The sequence below is a fragment of the Brucella sp. NBRC 12950 genome (genome assembly GCF_030268145.1).
GTDB lineage: Bacteria > Pseudomonadota > Alphaproteobacteria > Rhizobiales > Rhizobiaceae > Brucella.
Genome location: NZ_BSQC01000010.1, coordinates 149,442 through 172,859, shown reverse-complemented (window position 1 = coordinate 172,859; position 23,418 = coordinate 149,442). Strand labels below are relative to the sequence as shown.

The following is a 23,418-nucleotide window of genomic DNA, read 5'->3' as shown; positions in this document are numbered from 1 at the left end:
TACGGGTGACTTGGCTGTAACGCTGCGCTTTCTATTTCGCATGCCGGTGGCCCCGGGAAATTTGGTGATGAATTGCTATTCACAGATCAATCCTATCCATCAAGTGCCGGGACTAAACATTTAATGAGCTATTCGTATACCGCTGCAGCTTGGATTAATATGAAAAGATCAGACCAAGTGATGTGTTTGTCATTCGGCTCCTCAAAAAAGCTGTTCCGCCCGTCAACATCTACAAGCCATGCGTGCATAGCTTCCACAAAATCGAATGTACTGATATTCTCCCGCGGAAACGAAGTGTCAGCTAGTAAAATCTTGAGGCCACCGAGAAAATCTTGCAGACTTTTAATCTCAATAACTTTGCCATTTTCTTCTGAATTCAATGTCTCGCCCTCCATTTCGATGTCATAAATTTAAACGAGTCTTTTCTAATTTCCGATACCGCGACGCGAACCTTAGGCACTTCAATGCCCGCTTGTTGGTAAGCAGAAAGTCGCCCGTTGTCCAAAGTAGTCAACTGGCAGCTCACTTCGGATGCCGAATAGGCCACACCGAAATTGGATCAATTCTGCGCCCAGTCCGTCGAGGGCACTCGTCTCCGAAATGACCATCTGGTACGCAGAAGTATAAGGCAGCACATCTACGAGCCGAGACGGATCAAAAGCAATCAGAGTTGGGGAATGCCCCGCTACGCAGTGATCTTCATTCGAGCCGAATACGTATACAAATACCGGTGCTGATTTAACTAACAATTGTCTATGAGCAATCGATAGTACGCGCTTAATTGAGAGTATCCTTTATTAAAAAACACCTTTAGGCTCTAACTAATATTGATATTGCATCGTCAAATGCCGGTTAATTTTATTTTTGATAATAGAGACAATATATGCAAACGACTAAAACAGAGACGCAAAGCACGCGCATTTTAAGTGTAACCGATGAAACCACCCGCCGAAATCAGGAAAAGCTCCGCCGAGAGCTTGGAACGACTGTTTGTTCTTGGCTGGATGATCCTGAAGTTATCGAAATCATATTGAATGAAGACGGTTCCCTTTGGGTTGACCGAGTTGGGAAAGGGATGGAGCAGGGAGGAAAGATTCTTGGAGCCGCTGCAATCTCTGCGATTGGCACCGTTGCTTCCTTTCTAAATACAACGATTACAAAGCAAGATCCAATCCTCGAATGTGAACTGCCATTGGATGGCTCTCGTTTTGAGGCGCTCGTTCCACCTGTTGTCAGTGCTCCAGTGTTTACAATCCGCAAGAGGGCGGTAAAGATTTTCACGCTCGATGACTATGTTCAGGCCTCAATCATCTCACAGCGTTACTGCGATGCCATCAAACAGTCCGTCGCAGATCGCGAGAATATTCTTGTGGTCGGTGGCACACAGAGCGGTAAGACGACGCTGACTAATGCCATTATCAACCATATGGCTGAAGTCACGCCGGATCATCGGCTTGTCATCATTGAAGATACTGGTGAACTTCAATGTGCTGCAAAAAACAAAGTGCAGTTGCGCGCGGTTGACCACGTGGACATGATACGGCTGCTCAAAGCCACAATGCGCCTGCGCCCTGATCGGATACTTGTGGGTGAGGTGCGCGATGGTGCAGCTCTTGCTCTCCTGAAAGCCTGGAACACAGGCCATCCCGGCGGAGTGGCCACCATTCACGCAAATTCGGCAGAAGCGGGTTTGATCCGTCTTGAGCAGCTGGTGGCTGAAGCCACGGATGCGCCAATGCATGCGCTGATCGCCGAGGCCGTTGATCTGATTGTTTTTATTGAAAAGACAGCATCAGACAGATGCGTCAGCAACATTATTCGCGTCAATGGGCACAAGGGCGGCAAGTACCGGACTACCCCGCTTATTTAATCAAGGAATTTTCTATGACGACGACGATCGTGTTGGCGGAAGCCAGAACGCGCGTAACTGCTGTTCTGAACAAACCATATTTTTGGATCGCTGTTCTTCTGATCTTGTTTGTTTTCGTTGCCATCCATTCCGCTCATGCGGCAGACGCATCAGGCGGCGGCGGTGCTGGGCTTCCATGGGAAGGCCCGTTGGACAAGTTGAAAAGATCGATCAGTGGCCCTGTTGCTTTCATCATAGCGCTACTAGGCATTATTGCGACTGGAGCAACGCTGATCTGGGGCGGTGAGATTGGTGAATTTGCCAAGCGGATGATCTATGTCGTTCTCGTCGTCTGCATTATCGTTTTTGCCAACACGATGCTGACAGGCGCTTTATTTTCCGGTGCAGTTATTCCGCACGGAGCGGCTATCACTGCTGCTGATCTCGTGTCGGTTGGACCGACAACGGATCATGGGAGGTTTTGATGGCTCATCCTGAGGCGTTACGCCAAACCGTAATCCATCGGGCACTACATCGACCGCAGATCATCATGGGCGGCGAGCGTGAGTTGATGCTGTTTTCGATGCTTGTAGCTGGTGGCCTTATTCTTTCTGCCATGAACTACATCGCCACAGGCTTAGGGATCGTTATCTGGATGGTCTGCGTTTACGGCTTGCGGCGGATGGCGAATGCAGATCCGCAGATGTCAAAAATCTATCGACGACAGATTTCTTACGCTCATTATTACGCGCCTTTTTCACGGCCGTTTCGTGAGGCGAAGACAAAACGCATCAAGTGATAGGGAGATTTCATGCTTGCACTAGCGGAATTTCGATCAGAAGCTGCGGGTCTTCCTGATCTGCTCAATTATGCCGCCCTTATCGATGATGGCATTGTGCTCGGCAAAGACGGCTCGTTGATTGCAGGCTTTGCCTATCATGGTGATGATACTGCATCCTCCACAAACAATGATCGAAACCACCTGACCGCAATGGTCAACCAATATCTGTCCCGCTTTGGCGCAGGTTGGGCTCTTTGGGTCGACGCAAGCCGTCGAGCATCGCCTGACTACACGGCAGCGGATCGCTCCTTTTTTCCGGATCCGATCAGCGCCTTGATTGATGCAGAACGCCGAAGCAAATTTGAAGCGACTGATAAACATTATGAGACGGCCTATGCCCTGATCCTGCTATATCTACCGCCAAGACTTGCTGAATCCAAGCTGGGCGATCTTTTGTATGATGATGACCAGTTCAATGAAACAAACACTGCAGATCGTATTCTTTTAGAATTTAAACGGCGATTGCATGATCTGCAGGATGGGCTTGGAAGCCAATTGCATCTCAAGCGGTTGGGTTCAATCACTATAGGTGAGGGGGAGAGTGCGTATCTCAGTGATGAGCTGGTCAATCATTTGCACAGTGTGCTGAACGCTTCTTGTACCAAACTCCAGGTTCCCAGTTGTCCTATGTATCTCGACAGCTGGCTTGGCTATCAGGAACTCTGGCCAGGCGACACACCAAAGCTCGGGACCAGGTTCATATCCTGTGTAACGATTGATGGCTTCCCCGGGCAGTCTTATCCCGGTGTCCTCGATATTCTTGATGGATTGCCGTTGTCTTATCGATGGTCGACGCGTTTCATCTACATGGATCAGCACGAGGCCGAATTTGCGCTCAATCGCTATCGGCTAAAGTGGCAGCAGAAAATCCATGGATTTGTGTCGCAGGTCTTTAGAACCAGGAAGGGCATGGTCAATACCGATGCTCTCAACATGACCATTGACGCAGAGCAGGCGATCAATGACGCCAAATCTGGGTTCGTCAAATATGGCTACTACACAACTGTTGTCGTGCTTGCCCATGAGAACCGCAAGTTTCTTGAAGAGATGTCACGCTTTGTAAAAAAGGAAGTTGAGCGACGAGGCTTTTTTGGTCGGATCGAGACGGTAAATACGCTTGAAGCTTGGCTCGGCACCTTACCGGGCATGACTTACCCCAATATAAGACGCCCTTTGTTGCACACACTAAATCTCGCAGACCTGCTGCCACTTTCAAGTGTCTGGCCAGGACTTCCAGAAAATCCAAATAATCTTTATCCCGCGGGCTCACCGCCATTGATGCATACGGTCACAAACGGTGCGACACCGTTTCAGCTCAATCTTCACGTTGGTGATGTGGGACATACACTCATATTTGGGCCAACCGGAGCGGGTAAGTCGACCCTGCTCGCTTTAGTTCATGCGCAGTTTCGTCGTTATCGCGGCCGTATCAAGCAAGAGGGAATAGCCGCGTCGGCGACAATCACGGCATTCGACAAGGGACGCTCGCTTCTGACTTTATGCCACGCGATAGGCGGCGCGCATTATGACCTTGGCGGTGACGACGACGTTACGCCCGCTTTAACGCCACTGATTGACATTGAGACGGATGCTGAGGTGCTATGGGCAGAAGAATGGATCGCTACCTGCTTTGAACTGCAGGCAAATTGTTCTCCAACGCCCCATCAACGTTCCCAAATCCACCAGGCAATTGTGCTGTTAAGCCAGGCACCGCGAAACCAAAGATCCCTGACACATTTCTTGTCGACGGTTCAGGATGCCGAAATCCGCGATGCACTGAAACACTACACAATCAGCGGCGCTATGGGTCATCTGCTTGATGGAAGCGAGGAAGGCCTCGCTCTCAATAACTACACCGTTTATGAAATTGACGAGCTGATGAAGCTGGGATTGAAGAACGCCCTGCCAGTGCTTCTTTATCTATTCAGACGCTTCGAGAAGTCGCTGAAGGGACAACCTGCAATGCTTTCCCTTGATGAAGCATGGGTTATGCTCGGTCATCCTGTCTTTCGTGAGAAAATCCGACAGTGGCTCAAAGAGCTTCGTAAGAAAAACTGCCTAGTCATCATGGCGACGCAGAGTTTGTCGGACGCCGTCCATTCGGGTCTTCTTGATGTCTTGCAGGAGCAGTGCCCAACCAAAGTCTTCTTACCCAACAAGGAGGCAGATCTCCGCGGAACGCCGGAAAGTCCGGGTCCCGCTGATTTCTATTCGATCTTTGGTTTAAACACCAAGGAGATCAGCCTTCTCAAAAACGCGCAATACAAGAAGGACTATTATTACAAATCCCCTCTTGGAAGACGCATGTTCGAGCTTGGTCTCGGACCGATAGCGCTCGCGTTTGTTGCAATCTCAGACAAAGAAGAAGTCGCAGCCGTCAGCGATATGATCAACAAACACGGAAAAGACTGGCCGTTCCACTGGCTTGAACGTCGACATATCGACTTTGCTCAATATTTGAACGCCGTTTAGAGGAGGAACGAATGAAGCTTACCAAACTACTGTCCCTGAGCGCCGCACTGGTTTTGATCGGCTTTTCTCAAATGCATTCCGCTCAAGCGTTCTATTGCTCGAATTGTGCGACCCGGTTTCAGCAGCTCCATCAATACGCCAAAGAACTCGAAACCTCGTTGAACACCGCAAGGCAGCTGGAAACGCAGGTGCACCAGTATCAGGATATGCTGAAACAGGGCATGGCGTTGCCTGACAACATGTTCAAGAGCGTGACCAATGATCTGCAGAACGTTTCGAACGTATACAAAAACACGCAATCAATCGGCCGCAATGTGTCGAACCTGGATCAACAGTTTCGCCAACAGTTTCCTGGCTACGACGAATACCTGAAAACTGTCGATCCAACCCAACCGTCAGTTCCTGACCTCTATAAAAGGTGGTCTCAGGAAGGGTTGGATAATGCCCGAACAGCAATGGAAGCAACTGATGCGAACACCAGCTCGTTTAAGGCTGAAGACAACGCCTTATCGGGCCTGATAACGCAGTCCCAAAGTGCAGCAGGCCGCATGCAGGTTATTCAGGCTGGTAACCAGATTGCAGCGCAGAATGTGCAGCAAATCCAGAAATTGCGCGATCTTGTGGCAACACAGATCACCATGCAGAGCAATTATCTGGCTCAGCAACAGGAACGGCAATCTCAGGACGACGCATTCATGCAGAAGTTCATGTCGGGAACTGTAAGTGAGCGCGGCAGACATAAAGGATTCTGAGGTACTATTATGAGTTTTAAGATTAAATTATCAATCATAGTCGCCCTGTTATTTACTTCAATCATCACCATCACCGTTTTGATCAAAGTAAATGATAAGATGTCTCAATCTGATGAATTTGATAGGAAATTCTTCTCAGGAAAAGTTAGCGAGAGGGGGCGGCATGTAGGTTTCTGATATTCATTTGGATAATAATCATGCTTTGGCCTTTGAATAGAAGATCATTTACATTTTTGCTTTTCGTTTCATCTGCAATTCCTGCGGCAGCACAGACGTCATTGGGAGGAAGCGGGCAGCTCACGGACCTTATGTCCCTGATACAGCAAACAGCATCTCAATGGGATGGGCGCTTGCGGCACTATGCACTTGCAGTGTTCTGGGGATTGGCAACCATACAGTTGGTTTGGACATTTGTTCCGGTCATCTTTAAACAGGCCGATTTCGGAGAAATCGTCGGTGAACTCTTCAAGTATGCAATGACAACAGGATTTTTTCTCGCCCTATTGCTTTATTCAAGAGACTGGGCAACAGCGTTAGTCGACAGCTTTCGGCAAGCTGCTGCTGCGGCTACTGGGCAAAACACAATACTTGAACCCGGCGACATTTTTTACACCGCAATTAATCTCGCCAATACCATTGGTAATGTTACAACACTTAACCCCTTCGCAGCTGTGGCGATTGCATTGTCTGCAATCATTGTTTTGATGAGCTTTACCTTTATTGCTGGCTTTATGTGCCTCGCCGTAATTGAATCCTATGTCGTCATAAACGCATCGGTGTTGTTTATGGGATTTGGCGGCTCACAATGGACCCGCGAATATTCGATTTCGATTGTGAGATACGGCGTCGCGGTTGGTGCCAAGTTATTTGTCCTTACATTGCTGGTAGGCCTAATTGTTCAATCAGCAAAGGAATGGGCGGCTGCTTACACGCAAGACAATGCTTCGATGTGGACTATGGTCGGCCTAGGTTTGGTCTGCGCTTATTTGTGCAAGACAATCCCTGATCTCATTCAGAGTGTCATCAATGGTACATCGATGAGTAGCGGTCATCATATCGGTGAAATGGCCTCGGTCGTTGCGGCTGCGGCAGTGACAACCGGAGTATCGGCTGGAATGAGTGGTGCTGCTGCAAGCAAAGCCGGAGGAGCTAGTTCACTCGCAGGCAGCATTGATGCAAGCATGACGGCAGTGAACGAGACAGGCGTCAGCGATGTAGCATCCATGGGCTCCTCGGACGTTCCAATTGCTCCTCCATCAAGCCAATCGAGCGCAGGTTTTGCTTCTGAAGTGGCAGACTTCAAAGCACAGCAGAAGCGTCGCGATGAAGAACGTGGTTTGTCGAATGGCAGTCATCCGACTTCGGTTTCAAGAGGCAGTCAGGATGACCAGAAGAAATCAGCCGGCGGAATGCGAGACGTCGTTAATGCCGTTATCAAAGGTACTGGACTGATGGCATCTATCTCAGTGCCCGGCATGGCTAGTGCTGCAAGCCTTTCCCTGGGGCCGGCAGGACCACAGCCAATCCCGAGCGCAAAGGCTGACGAGGACTGCAGGATGGCGGTCAATCCGGTGGCTCCTGAAAATACGATCAGCGTTGCTCAGCCCAAGGCTTTTACTCAACCTGAAAACGTTCAGCCGAAGACAGACGTGAAAACATTCCATGAAGTTCGGCGAAACGCGAATGACACCTCCGGTCCGTCAAAGACCAGTTCCAAAAGAGGGGAGCAAAATGATGAGTGACAACTGGATGAACTCACCCAATTTGTTTGTGATTTTCATCATCGGAACAATAGCAGTGGTTGGCCTGATGGTCGCTACCGGCGCGTTTCTGAGATGGGCGGGATATGGCGAGCGGCTTAAGAGACTGGATGAGCAATTCAGCCCTATTCGCCAGCAGATCGATCATCGGCTTGGACGCAGTGCCTTGAATTTCCTGCATTTCACCAGCCGATCCTTCAATCGTCGTCGCTGATGTGAACTCGTGACGGTATATTCGGCGTTCAACCCAACAACGCCATTTATAATTTCATACTATTTTTTGACTTTGAATGGATTTTCCAATGACGCATTCCGAGAGAAAAAGAGAGGACGAGCTCAATCCTTATCTAAACGCGCGCAATGAATGGAATGAACGTTACGGCAGCTATGTGAAGCATGCGCATAACTGGCGCGTGGTGGCACTTCTGTCCCTGTGCACTGCGCTCCTTTCTGCCGGCGGTTTCTTCTATCTGTCTTCGCAGCAAAAGGTGGTTCCATATATCATCGAAACAAATTCATTTGGTGAAGTTGTGCGAACTGTTCAGGCGGAACAACCACGCGCACCCAATGAGAAGGAGATGAAGGCCGCATTGAGGACATGGATTATCGGCGCCCGAACCATTTACGTCGATTCAAATGCCCAGGAGGCAATCATGAATACGACATATGCAATGACGCTCGCCGATAGTCCCGCTTTTCACCAGATCTCGGCCTATCATCGCGATGACGACCCGTATCGGCGTGCTGCCTACGAAACAGTCGAAGTGAAGGTCAACGCGGTTGTGCCAGTAACTGATACAGCATGGCGGGTGGAGTGGACAGAAATCAACAAACAGCGTTCTGGAAAAGTGATTGAAACCAAGAATTGGGAAGGGACTTTCACGGTGGAGGTGATCCCGCCTGTGGATCCCGAAACAATTATGGTCAATCCACTGGGCATTTACGTTGAGCGGTTCGCCTGGACACAACGCATTTAATTTCTAAACATTTTTAAGGGTATTTCATGAAGTCATTTTTCTGCGCAGCGGCTTTGTCCGTTTTGGCGATGCAGCCGGCTATGGCCCAGAGTGTGCCACCCCTGGAAACACATCCGAATGTCACGACATTACCAGAGGTTCCGATGATCTCCAGTAAGCGTCTCCACCTCGACGCCAAGGAGAGCCACGGTGTTTCACTTGCCGATGAATGGAAAAACCATCCTGACAAACCCCATCGCGGAAATGATGGCAGTGTCGTTTATCTTTACGGAGCAACGCTCCCCACAATGGTTTGCACGCCGCTACACGTCTGCGCGATCAAGCTGCAGCCAGGTGAGATCCTGAAAGACTTTTCTGCAGGCGACACAGTGCGCTGGAATATACATTTCCTGTCATCGGGGGAGGGAAGCACCCAGACCACCATGGTCACGGTCAAGCCGAGTGATGCGGGAATTATTACTGATCTTCTGATTATGACGGATCGTCGAACCTATACGGTCAAGCTTGCAAGCACGCAGAAGTCTTGGATTCCCGTACTTTCGTTTGATTACCCTGATGATGTGAATGGGGAACTCGCAGCTTATCAGGCGAGACAGAAGAAGGATTACATGGCGAACACTTTGCCGAGCGGCCCGAGCATTTACAATCTGGACTTCAATTTTCGCATAAGCGGAGACCGTCCGCGCTGGAAACCCTTACGGGTCTATTCGGATGGCAAGAAGACATATATTCAGTTCGCATCAAGCGATTTTGGCGGAGATGCGCCTACACTGGTCCAGCTTGGTAATGATGGTGGATTGTTCCGCAAACCAAGTCAGCAAATTATCAATTATCGGGTTATTGGCGACCGCTATGTCGTCGATACCGTTCTTGATCGTGCGGCATTGATTTCGGGCGTTGGCCGCATGCAGACGCGCGTTATGATTTCACATGGTGGCCGCTGACATGATCAAGTTCCGTAATTTGCTATTGCTCGCGGCGCTGGCACCAATTTCGGGATGCCAGACAGTCGCACGACCGAGTGTCTCTTATGTGTCAGTGAATTTACCTGCAGCCGAAGCGACCCAGCTTGCAGCAGATGCTGTTAGTTACCTCTCTGATGAGCTGCCGCCTGCAAGAACAACGATCATCATCACCTCAAGAGCCGTTGGGATAGATGAGGATCAAGTAACAAGCGCCATGACGGCAGCATTGAGAAACACGGGATACGGCGTCGTCACAGCCAATCTCGCCAGGCAAGACAAAATTCCTGGAGTTGCCTTACGTTTTCTGGTCAGTCGACTGGAGGAAGGCATCCTGTTGCGGTTTCAGTATAACGGGCATGAGGCAGCCAGATTTTATATTCGAACACCAACTGAAGGGCTTGTTCCCGTGTCTTCATTCACAGTCAGGAAGCTGCTTCCATGAGTTCCAAACAAAGAGATCCCGAAGTGGTTTTGGCCAGAACCCCAAATTCGCCCGATTTTCTGTCTGTACCTAAGAAGGGAAGGGGAGTTCGGCGCCTCAATCGTCGCCCTCTTCTTATTGTCGGAGCCCTAACCGCTTTGGCTGCTAGCGGGGTGTCGTACACCTATTATCAACGCGCTAAACCGGCGATAGCCAGATCAGAGGCTATGGGTCGAACGGGCCATATAAACAGTTCTCAGCCTCCTGTGAAACCTGACGCCGATATGGATAAGCCAACAAACGAGCCGGCTGAACACGCTGCGCCGGTCAAAGATCCGAACAAACCCTCTGAGAACGTACAGCCGGGACAGACGTCAACGGCGGTCGATCCTGATCCGACGCTGCAGAGACGACTGATGTTCATACAGCAGGTCGAGGATCGCAGGCTTGCAAAATATGCCGAGGCACTGGAAGCCGACAGCAAGGGACAGATGAACAATGATTGGCATTCCAGTAGCGGAAACTTGCTTGAGGGGCAGGGAGGTCGGCACGGTCACGCAGCGCTCGATCCTCTGTATCCTGATCCGAGAATTGATGATCTTGCTGGGAATGACCCCGTGCGCTACGGCTCGGTGGGTGAAAGCAGCAATATGGTCTCAGAAAATCGTCAGGCAGAAAAGCGGGCCTTTTTGGCCGATACACCTGAGGCCGACGTGTATCTTCGACGCCAAAGAACCAATGCCATTGCACCATCCCTTGAAGTCAAAGCCGGTACTGTTATTCCCGGTGTGATGATCAGCGGGATCAATTCTGATCTGCCGGGAACGATCATCGCACAGGTCCGGCAGGATGTTTATGATTCAGCCACTGGTGGTAACTTGCTGATTCCCGCAGGCGCAAAGCTCATTGGAACCTACGACAGTTCTCTAACGCTTGGTCAGCAACGAGCGCTCGTGGTCTGGCAGCGCATTATTTACCCCGATAGCTCATCCTTATCACTTGGCAATATGCCGGGCACGGATATGGGCGGCTACGCGGGTTTCAACGACAAAGTGAACAATCACTACATGCGGATATTCAGCAGTGGATTGTTACTGTCAGCATTCTCGGCTGGAATTCAGCTATCGCAACCGCAGGCTCGCCACGGGGACAACATCAGTGCTTCCCAAATCATTGCCGGTTCCCTCGGGCAGCAATTGGGTCAGATCGGAATGCAAATGGCGCAGCGTAACATGAACATCCAGCCGACAATTGAAATCCGGCCCGGCTATCAGTTCAACGTGATGGTGACCAAAGACATTATCTTGCCACCGTGGCATGGCCATCCATTGGCGGCTCATCCTTGATGATTTAGTCCGAGTATTCGAAGACAGACGCGACAGCGTAATCTCATACTGCTCGACTGCAATGTCGATCTCCAAAAAGAACAGTGAACGCAAAAAGCCGACCACGCGCAACTCAGTTTCGTTTGCGTTAGAGGCAATTACAGGATTTTCGAAATCATGTACTCTGCACGTATTCGTCAGCGGACGCCATTATTTGTTCTCTTCATGGTGGGGATCATGACATTGCAGAAATTGATCGTTACTGGTCCAAATGGCGCAGGGAAGAGCTACCTCGCGGCGAAATTGGCGGCAATTCGACCCAACGTGCCAATAATCTCCTTTGACAACATTAAACTCACCAAAAACTGGGAACAACGTCCAAAATCCCAAATAGAGTCCAAATTGCTTCAGGCTTTGCATAGCGATGCATGGATATTAGAGGGTGGACCGAGTTTATTGCCTTACGCAATACCATATGCGGATAGTCTTATCTGGCTGGACCCACCCAGTTGGGTGCGAGCTTGGCGTTTGGCGATCAGACCGTTACGGAACTTCGGACGGACTCGTCCAGAGCTTCCTTCAGGCAATGTAGATTGGCCATGGGAACAATACCGATTTGCAATCCGTAGCCTGAGATATCAGGCCAAGTTTCAAGAAAACATTGCTTGCCAGCTCGCGGTTGCCCACAACCTACAGGTGTGGCGCATTAGGAAATCTAACGAAATCTCCAATGCAGTGAATGCATGGCGAATAGCTGCCGAATAAATCGTCCATCAGATATTACTACACTCCCGTCTGAACGTCTGTTGGTTCTGTTGATTAAAAATAACTGCGGAATACGATTGCGGTAAGGCATTTTCTTTAGGAACGAACTTTAGGTCAATCGCCGCCAGCGATTTCTGTTGTGCTGTCAAATCGCCTGGATCGTTACACAAATGGCTGCTTTTGAGATTGGAATATTGTCGGCTGACGCCAGCAATCTCATTGGCGATAACCGCAACCTAGCTGACCGCTTTAGTCCCCACTGGTGGCTTGACAACATTCCACCTTGTAGAACCCAGCGGTTCTTCGATATGGTGGCGCATTAAGAACAGTCGGCTGTGAACGGTAGCGATATGGACAACCCCGTCATGAGCAATACCAAGTGGGACGAGGTCCGCTTGGCAATGGATGCACTGGATCCTTGCCCGATGTGGAGTACATTTGTGAAGAATGGCCACCGCTACGGCCCCGATGGCGAATGGTTCTATCACTTCCGAAACGGCAGTTATGAAGACATCATCCATGTTGACATCCACGTTGCCTCATCCCAACAGCGTGAACTTGTCCAATCTGCACTGAAGAAAATCCATGTACCGGGCGAGGAGACAGCCGACGGTTTCCGTTTTTTCGGTTTCGTCGAGCGCGGACAATTCATCGACTATATCTGAAACCTAATTCCGTGTTCGGCAAGAGTTAGCGGAAGGACTGATCTAGTCAATGAGCCCTAAAGTTCCCTCCGAGCCGTGTAGCAAACTTCGTTCGTTAGAAGCACTACCGACTTAAATCCTGCTCGTTCCGCTTGAGCAGGGCGGGCGAGACAGCCACCTTTAACCATTGCGGCGGCTGTTTGCTGACAAATCTGACTTTGTGATTGTCAAGGCTAAGCACATATCTGTAATCAGCGCCAGCATTGTCCAGAATGCGGACACGGTCACATAGTGCCATTGCTTTCGGCAAATTTTGCAAACTTCGGTTATATCTACGGTAAATGTCTAATTCAGGAACGTCATGACCACCGCGAGCTACGCGGGTTAATACACGGCTATTCGATTGATCTGCATCGTCAATTCCGACGTATACCAGATTGAGCTTGTAGCCTGTGGCTTTTGCCTTTTTCAAAAGAAGCAATTCGCTCTGGCCAGTCAGAGTGGTTTCGACCGCAAAGGAAACGCAGCTTTGCAGCAAGCTTACTCGTTCCATCAATGCAAGGCGTCCGGCATCTTGGGCACTGATGTCTCGAGCTACCTTGATGTCGTCAGGATTGACCACCGGAATGCGCGCGGCGACGCCGTATTTTCTGACAAGCGTCGACTTTCCCGCACCGTTTGGCCCGGCGACATCCACAGCTGTGGACGTTGAATGCTCATAGTGTCCGGATAACTGTATCACCGGCGCGAGAGAACCGAACCAACTCCTTGCGTCCGTCAGGGTATTCCTTAATCTGCAAGCCTTGCGGTGTATCCTTCTCGCGATAATATACCGGCACACCGGCCGCAAGGTTTTCGCGCACGGCCTGTCGATCGCCCTTGAGACGGCCCATTTCTTTCCAAAGAGCCTCAAGAGCCTGATGCTCGTGTTGGCGGTGCAAACTACTCATTTTTGAAAGTCCTTTCAGGCGCGTCCAATATCGATATCCGTAAAATCATTTCCCTTAAACAGCAAGGAGAGTTGATTGACTTTAAACTAATTGGATACCAGCTCAATTTCAATCCAGCCGAGGGTCCCCAGATCCGCGGAAGGATCGAACATATTGTTGTGCGGTCTCTATGGTAATGATACCGCAGCCAAGGGTCAAATAACCGGTAACATTAGCTCTTCTTCAGTCGGAATTCCTTCAAATGGACCGCGTAAGCGTAAGGTCATGTATAGTATGATCTGTGACAAAAGGGGCAATATGAGGGCTAGCTACATACTTTGCTCGTGCAACCACCCGAGCGATTCTCATGATCGACATTCAACTATGATTTTAAAATGATATTGCCATGTAATTGTCTCTTCGGTGTAGAGACAACTACCTTTAGTTAAAAAGGAAGATATGAGAATCGCTGCATGTCGTTGACATAGATCTAATAAATCCAATTTCCAATATGGTCGGCTCAGCAATTGAGATATATTTGATTCTATAATCTCATATCACTCAAAGGGAAAATTAATATTATATTTATTACTATTTAATACTTACTTTCACTGATTCTGAGCGGCGCGGATGGCATATTATGTATTATGGAACGGAATGCCATATTGTTAAATATCACGGTGTAGAGACAATGGCCTATCCATCTCCTCAGAGAGCGCCGGTCCGAGATCTAACTCCTAGTTTGCTCTCCGATGCTCCGCGCCCGTGCCGGATTTTGAACTGCTGCATCTTGGTTTTCCAACCGGCAATCGTTTTACTTTAATGCTAATGGTAAATCAGTAGGATAAGAATTCACCCGAAAAGGCGTCGTTTGGATTTGGATGACGATGCGTTGCAATAAAAGCCCTCTAATGGTCGGTCGCTACAAATCACGGACGCAACATAATTTTCGTCGTCAATCAAATCAAGAATTTGCAAATGCTCAATATGAATTGCTATGTCCTTTGTGCTTATACCATCTGTATAGCAGCTATTAGTCCAATAAAATGTACCAATATGGAACACTAGGATCAGTTGTGAGGAGCCAAAATCGAGATGTCATTTTCCAAGTATGATAGCTATCTCGATTAACTAATAGACAATATGGCGAAAATGGGGCTTGATAAAGCAACGTTACTGTTGTTTTATGTCTATGTCGTTTTACAGCCTAAACTAATGCGGAGAAGCAGGAAGCAATATTTGATTGTCGCTTACTGTATTGAGCCATCCTTGACTGTTAGGAAGATAATGGTTTCTGTGCTTGTTCAAATGTTAGGTGGGTTTCTCGGCGGCTTGGTATTTGGCAAAATCGTCCATACATCCGATATGGGTTTCTTTTGGAACGCGATAGCTGGCGCGTTCGGCGGCGTCTTCGGCGGTCAATTGGTTGGGCTGGTCTTCGCCAAAACCCAGCTTGCCGCCGGGGTAGATTTTATTGCTGTAATAGGCCCGTTTATCGATGGTGCACTGACCGGTGGAATCATCCAGATTTTCGCGGGCATGTATCTGAGATGGCAAATTGAACGTTCTACTGCCTCACGGCGCAGATCGCATCTTTGAAACTCCTATTCCTTTGGGGAAAAGAGGGAGAAGCGGTCGAATTCCAATCAGGGCAAGCATTCGAGCTTCGAAACATTACCGAAGCTTGCAAACGGGCTAGGATGCTGGCGTGTTGCGCTCAAATCGATCTATTTTCTAATGTACCGCCTTTTCTGCGATTTGCACGCATACCATGATGGGGGCCTATCCCGATCCGTAGTATCGTAACGCTGCCCATCGTTTTTGAAATTCGGGCTGATCCTGTCCAATTCAGGCTTGTTCGCCAATTAGTTCCGGAGGGTACGGACATGATGACGAAACTGACTGCAATTTCTTTCTTGGTGGTAGCCACGTCTTTTCCTGGTACGACGGTTGCGGCTTCATGCGGTTCCGGAATCTCGGGACAAAGCCCTGCTGTTAAGATGCTGCAAAGGCAATTGTCGGCTTTGCGTTCAATTCAGCGCGGACGTGACTGCAAGCCCGGAGACGTGGGTGGAGGGCTTTTCAACGCCTGTCGCGAAGTTGGAATGAAAATCAATGAGGTGCAGCAAGAACTGCGCGCGACAGCGGCTGCAAATAATGAATGCAAAGCCGAAGCTCGAACAGGCAGGATAGCTAAGGCGTCAACCAGGCCAAAAAGCATGAACGCGTCAGCAGCTGGCGATGCTCGCTCAATTCCGGTAGATGATGTTCCGAGAAAGGTACGTGGTGCAAAAAATGCACTTCAGTACTGCGTGCGCCTCTCAGATGGCTATTACTTTCCCACACCGAATTCTCAGTATAATCAGAAAGGCGGCACGGATGCAGCCCTCAGTCAATGTAAGATGATTTGCAAGACTGACGCAATGGCTGTTTATACAATTGACCAGAATGAAGAAGCCGCTGATATGGTTTCGGTCCTCACTGGTGAGGTCTATGCGGATCTTGCGACCGCATATGATTATCACGGCGAGGGCAAGTTCGAGCGCTGCGACTGGAATGGTTATGTACGGAAAGTTAATTCGCAACTTGCCGCTCAGAGGCAATCAAAGCGCCTTTCCGATGTCGTCTTACCGAAACCGGGCGCCAAACCAGAAGTCGTAGACCCCGTGGACGTCGCTGAAATCCCATCGCTATCATTTCGCCCCGCTCCTTCCCGCACAATCCGTATAGTTGGCCCAGCATTTATACCCGATGCCGACAATAAAGCGTTCGGTCACATGAGCCGCGACGTGAATTAGAACATGAACTGTCAGATCTTTCAAATGGGAGTATTCGATGGCAGAGCTGAAAAAAAATCAGATTTTTTTTGCTTTTACTCGTACCGCTGGCGGTCGTCGGATGCGTGACGGACGATGAAATAAATCAGGATAAATGTTCGTCTTTCGGCTTTCGAACAGGTACTGACGCTTTCGCAAATTGCATGATGGAGCAGAGTGCGCGGCAGGATGAGGAACGTCAGCGCTTCTCCGAAGAATATCGAGCGCGAGAAGAGCGCGATCGCGAGCGCAAGAGGGAGCGTCGTCGTCGCGCTGAAAGTGAGATCGACAATCGGCCACAATTTGATCGGGACGGCAATCCAAACTTTGACACGCAAGGTAATTATGTGGGCTGCCATGGCGTGGGTTGCGAGGTCGATAATCCCGACGACTAGTCAGATGTATTGATTCAAACAATAGTGCTGCTACAGACGTTATGCAGGCTGCGCGATCAAACAATCCGCCCCCCTTATGCCTTAAGGATTATTTATCGCGTCAAGCCAGGCTTACTGCGAACAAGAAATGGGAACAGCCCACTATCTCACCAAAGAACGTAGCCTCTGGCAACGTAAGTACCCGCAGATTCTTGGTTGCTGCAACACTCGGTTCGTTAAGTGTAGATAATTTGGGAAGGCTCTCTCCTACCCTCCGAATGTACGCGCACCGAGGAAGAGCAATAGGACGCGCAAACGCGCTATGGGCCATAAAAGCCTCGAAAACCGCGGTTTAAAGCCACACGTATTCAAAGCCCCGTAATAGTTGATGGTCAGCAGCACCGGGGCCAAGCCAGAATGGCTATCCGGCGCGATCTCTGAAGCGCATACTACGGTATATTGGCATACCAGCTCAATCTTGAACGTCAACAAGTGGCCGATGAGTGCGGCTAACCTACGGATGACTTTCCCGGCTCATCAGAGATGATGCAGATCGCTATGGTCGAAAATTTTAATTGGCCAGTTTCTTGACTGCTACGATATAGATCGCCTTCAAGCGATGCTTAGCCGTACTTTTGAGTGAGCCTAGTGGTAGAGCGTCTCCGTCTGACAGCTCGCTCAAACAGTGCTCTGTAGGAGTAGGCGGTTATAGTCGAGGGCATCACGCCTTTAAGTCGCCCAGGCCAACCACTTAAACTGATACCCCCTGAGGACGCCTAAGATAGGTCTCAGCTCGGCTCTTAAATAAAACTCGATATGGCCACAATTAGATGCGCAGCAGGAAGGAATAATACCTGGGAAATTATTGTTCCCAATAGTCTGCTCATTGATATCCAAACTATCGTTCTGCGATAAAGTTCCTCTCCTGTTTGTCCTTGAACTACATCGTCCGTCAGTTGCGATAATTGGGGATCAATGCACGTGAACAATAAGATTGTCGCGACCCCATTAATGACTGATGAAAGCTGAGATGCAGTAACGCGGAATTCCATATTCAAGTATCCGGCATATATGGAGGAGATAACACCGACGGTCAGTAGTGCTTGAGCGATAGTGTTTGAGAGTATTATCCCAATCGAAACACCAGATGGTTTTGTAATCTCCAGCAGTATATTAAATCGCGGCATGCTGAGGGATCTTCGTATTTCTTTCACCCCCTTGGGACGAAGCCCAGCGGCCAGTAATTTTATGATCGACTTATGAATTTGAAATTGTGAGATGGCTTTTGTGAAAATTCGTTGTCCTGTGGGAACTAATAGAATTCCAAATGCAACAGCAATCGATGCACTCGCCATAATTAATTGGAAATCCCAAACGAGATTTTGCTCGGCATGGTCAATTAATCTCATTTCCACTCGTTTTGCCAAAAATGGCCCGAGAAATCCATTGGATGTCCGGCTAACAAGCACCAAGATGTTAAATAGCGCAAAGCTAAGAGCGATGCGTCTCGTTCTTACGCCAGCAATCCGCGCAGCATACGCGAGCGTGCCAATCAGATTAATTCCTGCGGTAAGAGTGCATATAATTATTAGTTGATAGTCTATCATCACTATTAATCTCTCACAATATATTGGGTTACATAGCATTTATACAATAATGGTAGGATCTCACATAAAATAGAAAAAGCCGAATGCAAATTTTCTCGCTTACTGAAAAGAATTTCTCAATGTCAATTTGTATCGAGAATTCGTCGCAATATACCCGTTCAACAACTACAGGTGCCACTTTTGCTGACGTTCTAAATTGCGAGGAGCCTACTCTGATCACGGATAAAGATAGTATGCAAATACAGAATATTATCGCTAAGGCCATGGCCTATCCGATGGGAAAAGTCGTAAAGCATTATATGCGCGAGAGTACGATATCTGCGCCGAGGTTGCGATTACACGTGAAAGGGAACTTAAACGGTTTCTTGCCATTTGTGCAATTTTCCATGACCCCATCGGTATGCGTGGAAGTATAGACGAGTTATGGGATAGTTTCATCATTTTTACGGAGGATTATGCATCGTTTTGTGAGGAAGTTGCACGGCATTTTATTCACCACCTTCCCAATGATGAAAGTTCTACAAAAAGCGCATCTCTGATTTCGGCGCTTCGATTCAATATGGCATATGAGAGCCTTTTCAACGCCAATCCTCCAGCGGATGTCTGGCCCCTTCTTTCGAGTAATTCCGAGCTCATATGCGGCAAAGGATGCGTATTGCGTTGCCGACGGTTTATAACCAAAAAAAGTTAGAACAAGCTCAGTTTCTCAACAAAGAGTATATATCATTTAGCGTAGCATTCTCAGTTTCAGTTCAGACGAGAAAGTGCCTATTTACTGGCATTTTCCGAGGTCCACATTTGAGATGAAATTAAGCGCTCTCAATTTCGCGGTTGCGGCCATTTTGGCTTGGGGAACTACATGTTATTCAAGTAACACCGACTTTGACCGTTCGTTGTTTTTCCATTTAATGGGGCTTGCGCCGTTCCTGAATGGACCACTTGAAAATGAGTTAAAGGGTAATCGTAGTATGTGCCCGGTAATGTCGCGTGGCAGCCCTGCATGTCGACGCTACGATAGAGCCCGCGGTTTTGCGGATGATTAAGAATGTTACGAATGATGGATGACAAGTCCGCCGCTGTAATCACTATAGTGATTGCTCCGTTGCCCCTGCCCTTTCTGTCGTAGGTTACAAAACAAAGGACGGTTGCTGCCAAACGCCGACACTTGAAATCGTGTCATTCGGTAAACTGTACGAGGACACCACTCTTGACTAGTTTCGCCAATTCTTCAGCGTCCCAATTTGTAAGGCGGACACATCCGTGACTAGAAGTCTTTCCAATACGAGAAGGATCAGGCGTTCCGTGGATCCCATAGGTAGGTTTTGAAAGAGCAATCCAGACAGTTCCAACCGGACCGTTCGGACCTGGAGGAATAGTTAAAACCTGCTCATTATTACCTTGCTTAAAGTTAATTCGCGGATTGTAGGTATAGTTGGGATTTATCGCAATTCTCTTGACTTGAACTGTACCCGATGGTGACGGGGTATCAGATGAGCCAATCGTTGCTGGATACGCGACGACAAGCGAGCCTCTCGCATCATATCCACGAACCTGCTTGCGAGCCTTATCAGCGATTATGGAATTAACCTTTGCGCGCTTTGCCTTGCTCAGGTTGGGAACTCTGACAACAGAACCTGGCTGATTGAAGTTGACGCCAGGGTTTATCTCTTTCAGGTAGCCTTCATCGATTTGGAAGCGTTCCCCGAGCATCTCCGTGACAGATGTATATGCCATCGCCTGCAATTGTGCTTTCTCAGCATAGTCACTTGGGATGGACGCAACATACTGGCGCCCGACATCCTCGTTCGTGATAACATACTCTTTGAAGGCGGAACCACCCGTCACATTTAATTCAGCCTCAATTGCCGCCAAATCGGCTGGATTCAGGTACTTCCCAGTTATTTCGCCATATGCCGCTGCAGCTTTGTCTACGTTACTGCCCAGGCGGCCGTCGATAGCTCCTGGAGAAGCCCCGGCCCTATCGAGGAGGATTTGATAGGCCGCAAGTTGGTCTTTGGCACCAATCCCTGTTGGCATTTCAATCGCAGGAGCCATATCTTCTGCCGTTGGTACATAACTAGACGTGACGGAGTTATGGTTTGATTGCTGTATAGCGATGCTTCCGGTTGTCGTATGATCGAGGTTATCGTTGGAGCGAACGATAGGTTTAGCAGCTGTTTGATTTCGCTGTTTTTGCTCACCATTTACGCGTAAAAATTTTTTCCCAGCTACAGGATTCGAGCGATTGGTCATCTGGTTTGATGTTCGAGTATCTGCGGCGTCGACGGCGTCGAAAAATTGACGCGAACTGATAGGTGCAAACGGCGCTGCAGACCAAGCCGCAGTCGATTGTATGCATGTCGACAATCCGAAAATCAGAACAAGGCAGGCATAACCACAGGAATGACGCATATCAGAAGGACCTATTAGATTATTTCTAAATAATACTAATATGGTTAAACCTTAGTTATTGGCCGCGCGTATTGTCGAATACGCGAACGATTTCGCGAACAATTCTATCGTGATAAACGCGGAAGAACTCCTTTAGCCTTCAATCCAACGTCCGAAGATGTGCGAAACATAAGGCTCTTCTTCGAAATAGCCACGAGGTATCGTCGATGTTAGCGGTTTTCCTTGAGATGCGTATTATACGAGCTTCACAAAAAAGGGACAGGACGCAGTTGGAATAGCTCGGCGGCACACTCAGAGGCAAATACCTACTTGATTGCCTAATTCCCGTTACACTTCCCGTAACTACTGACGCGACCGCGTTAAGGTACTAATACAAAGACAGTGCTCTTGATGCATGGTGCGGGGCTGTGATCGAGCTTAACTTTTGATCATATGACCTCCAGCAGGCATTACCGAAGGATACGGGAAGATAGCCATATATAATTCAGCCTGCGAAAATTTGCTCAAAAATCGATCGAGCCAATACCCGTAGGCTTTAACTCTAGCTGCGCGATAGTGCGATTACTGGGTCAAGTTTAGAGGCGTTGCGGGCCGGTATGAAACCAAAGCCAATGCCGATCAGACTGGAACAGAGAAGAGCAATTACGATTGATAACGGTGAATATATCAGTTCAAACATGGTACTGAAATGAGAAAAGGCTGCGCCAAAACCAACCGCGAGCAAAACTCCGACGACACCGCCCGTCACACAAACTAAGACAGATTCTATCAGAAACTGCTGCAGAATATCGCTCTGCCTCGCTCCTATAGCCATGCGAACGCCAATTTCATTAATCCGCTCGGAGACCGATACGAGCATGATGTTCATCACACCGATACCGCCCACAAACAACGATATCGCGGCTATGCTCGCAACCAACAGGGCCAAGGTACCAGTCGTTTCCTCAACGGTTCTTTGAACGCTGCTTGTATTGAAAATGAAGAAGTCTTTTGTTCCGTGCCTCAAGCTCAGAAAGCCTGTGATTAGCTTGTCAGCCAGGGTGGCTTCAATCGTTTCATTAACTCTAACGATAACGGAGTGAAGTGTGCGGGTTCCCGTCATACGTGTTTGAACTGTGGTATAAGGGAGAAAGATCTCAAGGTTTTGCGCGGATCCCGCTCCTTGATCTTCAGCCTTGACCACCCCAATGACCCGGACCGGTACAGATTTGAGCAATACAGTCTTTCCAATAACTGACCCTTGATCGTTCGGAAACAGGCTCTTTCTAGCATTCTCATCAACGACAGCCGTCTGCTCAGTATCCCGGACTTTATTTTGATCAAAGAGACTGCCTTCCATGAGCTTACTGTTGCGTGTTGAGAAGTACTGCTCGTCCACACCGTTCACATTTACGCTCACTTCCTTATTTCCAACTCTAACAGTTGACACTTGCAGCACCGATGGCGTCGCGGCAACAACATAAGGCAATTTCGCAATTTGATGCGCATCGTCTAGGTTAAGAGTGGTAATTTGGGCTGCCTTCAAGTCGCCAAAACCACGACCTGGAATGATGTACAGTGTATTGGTTCCTAGGTCTCTGATCTGATCGAGAACCCTCTTCTGTGAACCTTGGCCTAGTGCAACGACACAAACAACAGATGCCGTTCCGATAATTATTCCAAGCATGGTGAGGAAGGTTCGCATTCTGTTTGCATTCATCGACCTCAGTGCCATGGAGAAAGCTTCTGTGAAACGAGCTCTCAAGCCTGAAAAACTGTGTTGCTTAGCTGTATCAGAACGATAAGGCCTTGAAGGCGGGATTGTTTCCGTACCATTATCAGCTCGCTGACTGTCTGAAATTATCGAACCGTCACTTATCTCAACTATCCGCGGTGCACGTTCCGCGATCTTGCGATCGTGTGTTACGATTATAATCGTGTGCCCATCACGATTTAACTCGTCGAGAATTCTCAGCACTTCGTCCCCGCTATGGCTGTCCAGCGCCCCCGTTGGCTCATCAGCCAGAATAACGTCTGCGCCGTTAATAAGTGCACGTGCAATTGAAACTCTTTGTTGCTGTCCTCCTGAGAGCTGCGCTGGTCTGTGACCCGTCCGATCGCCTAGTCCCAATCGCCGCAGAATATCGACAGCTTTACTCCGACGATCATCTCGCTTGCAGCCGGCATAAATAGCAGGCATTTCAACGTTTCCTATCGCATCGAGTTCTTCAAGAAGATGGTAACGCTGGAATATGAAACCAAAATGCTCACGCCGCAATTCTGCAAGCGCGTCTGGTACGAGGTTAGAAGCCTCACGCCCTGAAATATGATAGGTTCCTCCGCTAGGTCTGTCGAGGCAGCCAATAATGTTCATTAGAGTTGATTTTCCGGACCCTGATGCGCCAACTATGGCAACCATCTCACCCCGTTGGATAGTCAAATCTACGTGGTCTAACACCGTCGTGAAACCATCTCCTGACGGATAGCGTCGGCAGACACCTTTGAGGCATAACAACGGCGCTTCCGACAT

The 23,418-nt window shown here is 48.8% G+C and carries 22 protein-coding genes and 1 pseudogene; 17 read left to right on the top strand and 6 right to left on the bottom strand.

The annotated features are described in order from the left end of the window. Positions 1-128: 128 nt before the first annotated feature. Positions 129-380, bottom strand: a complete 252-nt coding sequence (locus QSJ70_RS17575; RefSeq protein WP_285538274.1) for a DUF7660 family protein — start codon at positions 378-380, stop codon at positions 129-131. 503 nt (positions 381-883) lie between these two features. Between QSJ70_RS17575 and trbB the strand changes: the two genes are divergently transcribed. From trbB to QSJ70_RS17510, 13 genes are all read left to right on the top strand, one after another. Next, a complete protein-coding gene (gene trbB, locus QSJ70_RS17570) occupies positions 884-1,870 on the top strand; it encodes a P-type conjugative transfer ATPase TrbB (RefSeq protein ID WP_285538256.1) in 987 nt (328 codons plus the stop codon). A gap of 14 nt (positions 1,871-1,884) precedes the next feature. After that, positions 1,885-2,334, top strand: a complete 450-nt coding sequence (locus tag QSJ70_RS17565; protein ID WP_285538254.1) for a TrbC/VirB2 family type IV secretion system protein — start codon at positions 1,885-1,887, stop codon at positions 2,332-2,334. Then, positions 2,334-2,648, top strand: a complete 315-nt coding sequence (locus QSJ70_RS17560; RefSeq protein WP_285538253.1) for a conjugal transfer protein TrbD — start codon at positions 2,334-2,336, stop codon at positions 2,646-2,648. Before QSJ70_RS17565 ends, QSJ70_RS17560 begins: the two co-directional genes overlap by 1 nt. A gap of 12 nt (positions 2,649-2,660) precedes the next feature. Beyond that, entirely contained in the window at positions 2,661-5,162 is a 2,502-nt protein-coding gene (locus QSJ70_RS17555; protein WP_285538251.1) for a VirB4 family type IV secretion/conjugal transfer ATPase, read from the top strand. 11 nt (positions 5,163-5,173) lie between these two features. Next, on the top strand, positions 5,174-5,914 hold the full coding sequence (gene trbJ / locus QSJ70_RS17550) for a P-type conjugative transfer protein TrbJ (RefSeq protein WP_285538249.1): 741 nt from the start codon (positions 5,174-5,176) through the stop codon (positions 5,912-5,914). A 197-nt stretch (positions 5,915-6,111) separates the two neighbouring features. Continuing rightward, the gene (gene trbL, locus QSJ70_RS17545) at positions 6,112-7,656 is read left to right on the top strand and encodes a P-type conjugative transfer protein TrbL (RefSeq protein ID WP_285538247.1); all 1,545 of its coding nucleotides are present in this window, start codon (positions 6,112-6,114) and stop codon (positions 7,654-7,656) included. Further along, on the top strand, positions 7,646-7,888 hold the full coding sequence (locus QSJ70_RS17540) for a hypothetical protein (protein WP_285538246.1): 243 nt from the start codon (positions 7,646-7,648) through the stop codon (positions 7,886-7,888). Before trbL ends, QSJ70_RS17540 begins: the two co-directional genes overlap by 11 nt. 88 nt (positions 7,889-7,976) lie before the next feature. Further along, complete coding sequence (locus tag QSJ70_RS17535) at positions 7,977-8,651, top strand: VirB8/TrbF family protein (RefSeq protein WP_285538245.1); 675 nt, start codon at positions 7,977-7,979, stop codon at positions 8,649-8,651. 26 nt (positions 8,652-8,677) lie between these two features. Further along, positions 8,678-9,595, top strand: coding sequence for a P-type conjugative transfer protein TrbG (gene trbG / locus QSJ70_RS17530; protein WP_285538243.1), 918 nt, complete (start codon positions 8,678-8,680; stop codon positions 9,593-9,595). 1 nt (position 9,596) lies between these two features. Further along, positions 9,597-10,058 (top strand): conjugal transfer lipoprotein TrbH, encoded by a 462-nt coding sequence (locus QSJ70_RS17525; RefSeq protein WP_285538241.1) that lies wholly within the window; start codon positions 9,597-9,599, stop codon positions 10,056-10,058. A 263-nt stretch (positions 10,059-10,321) separates the two neighbouring features. Then, positions 10,322-11,383 carry a TraB/TrbI/VirB10 family type IV secretion system protein gene (locus QSJ70_RS17520; RefSeq protein ID WP_285538239.1) on the top strand — a complete coding sequence of 354 codons (1,062 nt, stop codon included), beginning with the start codon at positions 10,322-10,324 and terminating at the stop codon, positions 11,381-11,383. Positions 11,384-11,539: 156 nt separating this feature from the next. Further along, on the top strand, positions 11,540-12,127 hold the full coding sequence (locus QSJ70_RS17515; protein WP_285538237.1) for a P-loop NTPase family protein: 588 nt from the start codon (positions 11,540-11,542) through the stop codon (positions 12,125-12,127). A 365-nt stretch (positions 12,128-12,492) separates the two neighbouring features. Further along, entirely contained in the window at positions 12,493-12,792 is a 300-nt protein-coding gene (locus QSJ70_RS17510; RefSeq protein WP_285538235.1) for a DUF6678 family protein, read from the top strand. Between the two features lie 103 nt (positions 12,793-12,895). Here QSJ70_RS17510 and QSJ70_RS17505 read toward each other — a convergent pair whose 3' ends face one another. Continuing rightward, positions 12,896-13,468 carry an ATPase gene (locus QSJ70_RS17505; protein WP_285538233.1) on the bottom strand — a complete coding sequence of 191 codons (573 nt, stop codon included), beginning with the start codon at positions 13,466-13,468 and terminating at the stop codon, positions 12,896-12,898. Positions 13,469-13,487: 19 nt separating this feature from the next. Further along, positions 13,488-13,721: a hypothetical protein gene (locus QSJ70_RS17500; protein WP_285538232.1), complete on the bottom strand. Its 234-nt coding sequence runs from the start codon at positions 13,719-13,721 to the stop codon at positions 13,488-13,490. Positions 13,722-14,843: 1,122 nt separating this feature from the next. Between QSJ70_RS17500 and QSJ70_RS17495 the strand changes: the two genes are divergently transcribed. From QSJ70_RS17495 to QSJ70_RS27710, 3 genes are all read left to right on the top strand, one after another. Beyond that, complete coding sequence (locus tag QSJ70_RS17495) at positions 14,844-15,299, top strand: hypothetical protein (RefSeq protein WP_285538230.1); 456 nt, start codon at positions 14,844-14,846, stop codon at positions 15,297-15,299. 287 nt (positions 15,300-15,586) lie between these two features. Continuing rightward, positions 15,587-16,498, top strand: a complete 912-nt coding sequence (locus QSJ70_RS17490) for a DUF2865 domain-containing protein (RefSeq protein WP_285538229.1) — start codon at positions 15,587-15,589, stop codon at positions 16,496-16,498. 182 nt (positions 16,499-16,680) lie between these two features. Further along, entirely contained in the window at positions 16,681-16,911 is a 231-nt protein-coding gene (locus QSJ70_RS27710) for a hypothetical protein (protein WP_352231015.1), read from the top strand. 779 nt (positions 16,912-17,690) lie between these two features. Here QSJ70_RS27710 and QSJ70_RS17480 read toward each other — a convergent pair. Beyond that, entirely contained in the window at positions 17,691-18,497 is an 807-nt protein-coding gene (locus QSJ70_RS17480) for a lipid II flippase Amj family protein (RefSeq protein WP_285538430.1), read from the bottom strand. 316 nt (positions 18,498-18,813) lie between these two features. Between QSJ70_RS17480 and QSJ70_RS27770 the strand changes: the two genes are divergently transcribed. Beyond that, positions 18,814-19,188 carry a UCP032817 domain-containing protein gene (locus QSJ70_RS27770; protein WP_502871695.1) on the top strand — a complete coding sequence of 125 codons (375 nt, stop codon included), beginning with the start codon at positions 18,814-18,816 and terminating at the stop codon, positions 19,186-19,188. 485 nt (positions 19,189-19,673) lie between these two features. Here the strand turns inward: QSJ70_RS27770 and QSJ70_RS17475 are convergent. Together QSJ70_RS17475 and QSJ70_RS17470 are read right to left on the bottom strand one after the other, a co-directional pair. Continuing rightward, positions 19,674-20,645: pseudogene (locus QSJ70_RS17475) on the bottom strand (L,D-transpeptidase); the annotation flags it as partial. 805 nt (positions 20,646-21,450) lie between these two features. Further along, entirely contained in the window at positions 21,451-23,418 is a 1,968-nt protein-coding gene (locus tag QSJ70_RS17470) for a MacB family efflux pump subunit (protein WP_285538226.1), read from the bottom strand.

Coding starts and splice junctions, on each gene's coding strand:
- QSJ70_RS17535 (WP_285538245.1), top strand. CDS start 7,977: ATGACGCATTCCGAGAGAAAAAGAGAGGACGAGCTCAATCCTTATCTA.
- QSJ70_RS17520 (WP_285538239.1), top strand. CDS start 10,322: ATGGATAAGCCAACAAACGAGCCGGCTGAACACGCTGCGCCGGTCAAA.
- QSJ70_RS17560 (WP_285538253.1), top strand. CDS start 2,334: ATGGCTCATCCTGAGGCGTTACGCCAAACCGTAATCCATCGGGCACTA.
- QSJ70_RS17490 (WP_285538229.1), top strand. CDS start 15,587: ATGATGACGAAACTGACTGCAATTTCTTTCTTGGTGGTAGCCACGTCT.
- QSJ70_RS17495 (WP_285538230.1), top strand. CDS start 14,844: ATGGCGAAAATGGGGCTTGATAAAGCAACGTTACTGTTGTTTTATGTC.
- QSJ70_RS17515 (WP_285538237.1), top strand. CDS start 11,540: ATGTACTCTGCACGTATTCGTCAGCGGACGCCATTATTTGTTCTCTTC.
- QSJ70_RS17540 (WP_285538246.1), top strand. CDS start 7,646: ATGATGAGTGACAACTGGATGAACTCACCCAATTTGTTTGTGATTTTC.
- trbJ (WP_285538249.1), top strand. CDS start 5,174: ATGAAGCTTACCAAACTACTGTCCCTGAGCGCCGCACTGGTTTTGATC.
- QSJ70_RS17525 (WP_285538241.1), top strand. CDS start 9,597: ATGATCAAGTTCCGTAATTTGCTATTGCTCGCGGCGCTGGCACCAATT.
- QSJ70_RS17555 (WP_285538251.1), top strand. CDS start 2,661: ATGCTTGCACTAGCGGAATTTCGATCAGAAGCTGCGGGTCTTCCTGAT.
- QSJ70_RS17480 (WP_285538430.1), bottom strand. CDS start 18,497: ATGATAGACTATCAACTAATAATTATATGCACTCTTACCGCAGGAATT.
- QSJ70_RS17500 (WP_285538232.1), bottom strand. CDS start 13,721: ATGAGTAGTTTGCACCGCCAACACGAGCATCAGGCTCTTGAGGCTCTT.
- trbB (WP_285538256.1), top strand. CDS start 884: ATGCAAACGACTAAAACAGAGACGCAAAGCACGCGCATTTTAAGTGTA.
- QSJ70_RS17470 (WP_285538226.1), bottom strand. CDS start 23,418: ATGTCGGAAGCGCCGTTGTTATGCCTCAAAGGTGTCTGCCGACGCTAT.
- QSJ70_RS17565 (WP_285538254.1), top strand. CDS start 1,885: ATGACGACGACGATCGTGTTGGCGGAAGCCAGAACGCGCGTAACTGCT.
- QSJ70_RS27710 (WP_352231015.1), top strand. CDS start 16,681: ATGATGGAGCAGAGTGCGCGGCAGGATGAGGAACGTCAGCGCTTCTCC.
- QSJ70_RS17510 (WP_285538235.1), top strand. CDS start 12,493: ATGAGCAATACCAAGTGGGACGAGGTCCGCTTGGCAATGGATGCACTG.
- trbG (WP_285538243.1), top strand. CDS start 8,678: ATGAAGTCATTTTTCTGCGCAGCGGCTTTGTCCGTTTTGGCGATGCAG.
- trbL (WP_285538247.1), top strand. CDS start 6,112: ATGCTTTGGCCTTTGAATAGAAGATCATTTACATTTTTGCTTTTCGTT.